General features: G+C 63.0%; 5 protein-coding genes and 1 tRNA gene. All 6 read right to left on the bottom strand.

Features of this window, described 5'->3' with window-relative positions:
- Window positions 1–24: 24 nt before the first annotated feature.
- Window positions 25–720, bottom strand: coding sequence for a 50S ribosomal protein L1 (gene rplA / locus CH339_RS23510; protein WP_111436849.1), 696 nt, complete (start codon window positions 718–720; stop codon window positions 25–27).
- A 5-nt stretch (window positions 721–725) separates the two neighbouring features.
- A complete protein-coding gene (gene rplK, locus CH339_RS23505; RefSeq protein ID WP_111436848.1) occupies window positions 726–1,154 on the bottom strand; it encodes a 50S ribosomal protein L11 in 429 nt (142 codons plus the stop codon).
- Between the two features lie 105 nt (window positions 1,155–1,259).
- Window positions 1,260–1,790, bottom strand: a complete 531-nt coding sequence (gene nusG / locus CH339_RS23500) for a transcription termination/antitermination protein NusG (protein ID WP_111436847.1) — start codon at window positions 1,788–1,790, stop codon at window positions 1,260–1,262.
- 36 nt (window positions 1,791–1,826) lie between these two features.
- Window positions 1,827–2,024, bottom strand: a complete 198-nt coding sequence (gene secE, locus CH339_RS23495) for a preprotein translocase subunit SecE (protein ID WP_111436846.1) — start codon at window positions 2,022–2,024, stop codon at window positions 1,827–1,829.
- A 132-nt stretch (window positions 2,025–2,156) separates the two neighbouring features.
- A tRNA-Trp gene (locus CH339_RS23490) sits at window positions 2,157–2,232 on the bottom strand.
- 206 nt (window positions 2,233–2,438) lie between these two features.
- Window positions 2,439–2,552 (bottom strand): EF-Tu C-terminal domain-related protein (locus tag CH339_RS23485; protein WP_497847418.1); only part of this gene is annotated, 114 nt, incomplete at its 5' end.

Below are 2,552 nucleotides of genomic sequence, written 5' to 3'. Positions count from 1 at the left end.
CGCCGGGCGGAAACTCTTTAAACTCTAGGTGGCCGAAACGACCGAGGCAACATCGACGCGCACGCCGGGCCCCATCGTCGACGAAATCGCCATGCGGCGGAAATAGGTGCCCTTGGCGCCCGTGGGCTTTGCCTTGGAGACCGCGCTCGCCAGCGCCTTGATGTTTTCCACCAGCTTGCCGTCGTCGAACGACACCTTGCCGACGCCGGCATGGACGATGCCGGCCTTCTCGACGCGGAACTGCACCGCGCCGCCCTTGGCGTCGTTGACCGCGGACGCGACGTCCTGGGTCACCGTGCCGACCTTCGGGTTCGGCATCAGGCCGCGCGGGCCGAGAATCTTGCCGAGCCGGCCGACCAGCGGCATCATGTCCGGCGTCGCGATGCAGCGGTCGAAGTCGATCGAGCCCTGCTGCACCTTCTCCACCAGATCCTCCGCGCCGACAATGTCGGCGCCGGCCTTGGTCGCTTCCTCGGCCTTGTCGCCGCGGGCGAAGACGGCAACGCGGACGGTCCGTCCGGTGCCGTTCGGCAGCACGCAGACGCCGCGAACCATCTGGTCCGCATGGCGCGGATCGACGCCGAGATTGATCGCCACCTCGATGGACTCGTCGAACTTGGCGGTCGATGCCTTCTTGACCAGCTGCACGGCCTCGTCGATCGAGTAGACGGCGTTGCGGTCGACACCCTCACGGGCGGTACGTTGTTTCTTGCCGGCCATCGTCGTTACTCCGTCACCTCGACGCCCATGGAGCGGGCGGAACCTTCGACCATGCGCATTGCCGATTCCACGGAAGCGGCGTTGAGGTCCTTCATCTTGGCCTCGGCGATTTCGCGGACCTGTGCGCGGGTGACCCGGCCGACGGTGCCGCGACCCGGCGTCGATGCGCCCTTCGGCAGCTTGGCCGCCTTCTTCAGGTAGTGGCTGACCGGCGGGCTCTTGATCTCGAAGGTGAAGGAGCGGTCACTGAAATAGGTAATGACCGTCGGGCACGGAGCGCCCTTTTCCATCTCCTGGCTCTGGGCGTTGAACGCCTTGCAGAACTCCATGATATTGAGGCCGCGCTGACCGAGCGCGGGGCCGATCGGCGGCGACGGGGTCGCCGAGCCGGCGGGCACTTGCAGTTTCAAGTACCCTTCGATTTTCTTCGCCATGTTCTTCTCCAGTCATGATGCCGGCAATGCCGGCGGTCGGGAGCCGGCGGTCCGGTTCCGGGATGCCGGCGAAAGCATCCCTCACCTCCCGCCAGACGGATGCGGTCAGAGCTTTTCGACCTGACCGTATTCCAGTTCGACCGGGGTCGCCCGGCCGAAGATCGAGACGGCCACCTTGAGCCGCGCCCGTTCCTCGTCGACTTCCTCGACAAGGCCGTTGAACGAGGCGAACGGGCCGTCGGCAACGCGAACCTGCTCGCCCACCTCGAAACTGATCGACGGTTTCGGCCGCTCCACGCCCTCCTGCACCTGGTGCAGGATGCGGTCGGCTTCGGCGTCGGAAATCGGGATCGGCTTCTTGTCCGCCCCGAGAAATCCGGTGACCTTCGGCGTGTTCTTGATCAGATGGTATGCGTCGTCCGTCAAATCCACCTTGACCAGCACATAGCCGGGAAAAAACTTGCGCTCGGCATCGACCTTGCGGCCGCGGCGCACCTCCACGACCTTTTCGGTCGGCACCAGGATTTCGTCGAACAGATGGTCCAAGCCGGTCGCCACCGCTTTTTCCCGAATGGAATCAGCGACCTTTTTCTCGAAATTCGAGTAGGCGTGCACGATGTACCAGCGCTTGGCCATTATTCCGCGTTCCTTGAAGGCTCTCTCAATGTGGGCTCAACCGCTGACGCCGAGCAAGAACCCGACACCGAGGCTCAGGAGCTGGTCGACCAACAGAAAAAACATCGCGGCAAAGAACACCATCACGAAGACCATGACAGTGGTGATGCCGGTCTCGCGACGGGTCGGCCAGGAGACCTTGGCGGTCTCGGCGCGCACCTGCTGGATGAATGTGAAAGGATTGGTCTTCGCCATTCAAAAACTCATGAATTCGAGGCGCGCAAGCATTTCCGCCCACGCGCCGCCATCCGGTTCCCGATAAACCCTGAGGACCGCGTTATTAGGACGTCCAGACTGATTCCGCAACCCTTTTGGGACAAAAAACGATGGCAGGGGCGGAGGGACTCGAACCCCCGACCCTCGGTTTTGGAGACCGATGCTCTACCAACTGAGCTACACCCCTATCGTCCTGTGCCTGTCGGCCGCCCTAACTAGGAAGATTTTCACCCATTTGCAAGGGGGTATCGGCCGCACCTGAACAGGAATTCGACCACCCCCTTTTCCCGCGCCGAATGGCCGGACATCCTCCCCAAAAAAAGCCCCGCGCGGTTTTTCCGCGCGAGGCGTTGTCTTTATCTCACGCCAGCGCAAAGCCGGCAGCAGCGAACGCTACTCGATAATCTGCGCCACCACCCCTGCTCCAACCGTGCGGCCGCCCTCGCGGATGGCGAAGCGCAGCTTTTCTTCCATCGCGATCGGCACGATCAGCGTCACGTCCATCGT

The sequence above is a fragment of the Rhodobium orientis genome, assembly GCF_003258835.1.
Lineage (GTDB): Bacteria > Pseudomonadota > Alphaproteobacteria > Rhizobiales > Rhodobiaceae > Rhodobium > Rhodobium orientis.
The sequence above is the reverse complement of the archived record's forward strand: the minus strand, read 5'-3'. Positions and strand labels throughout refer to the sequence as shown.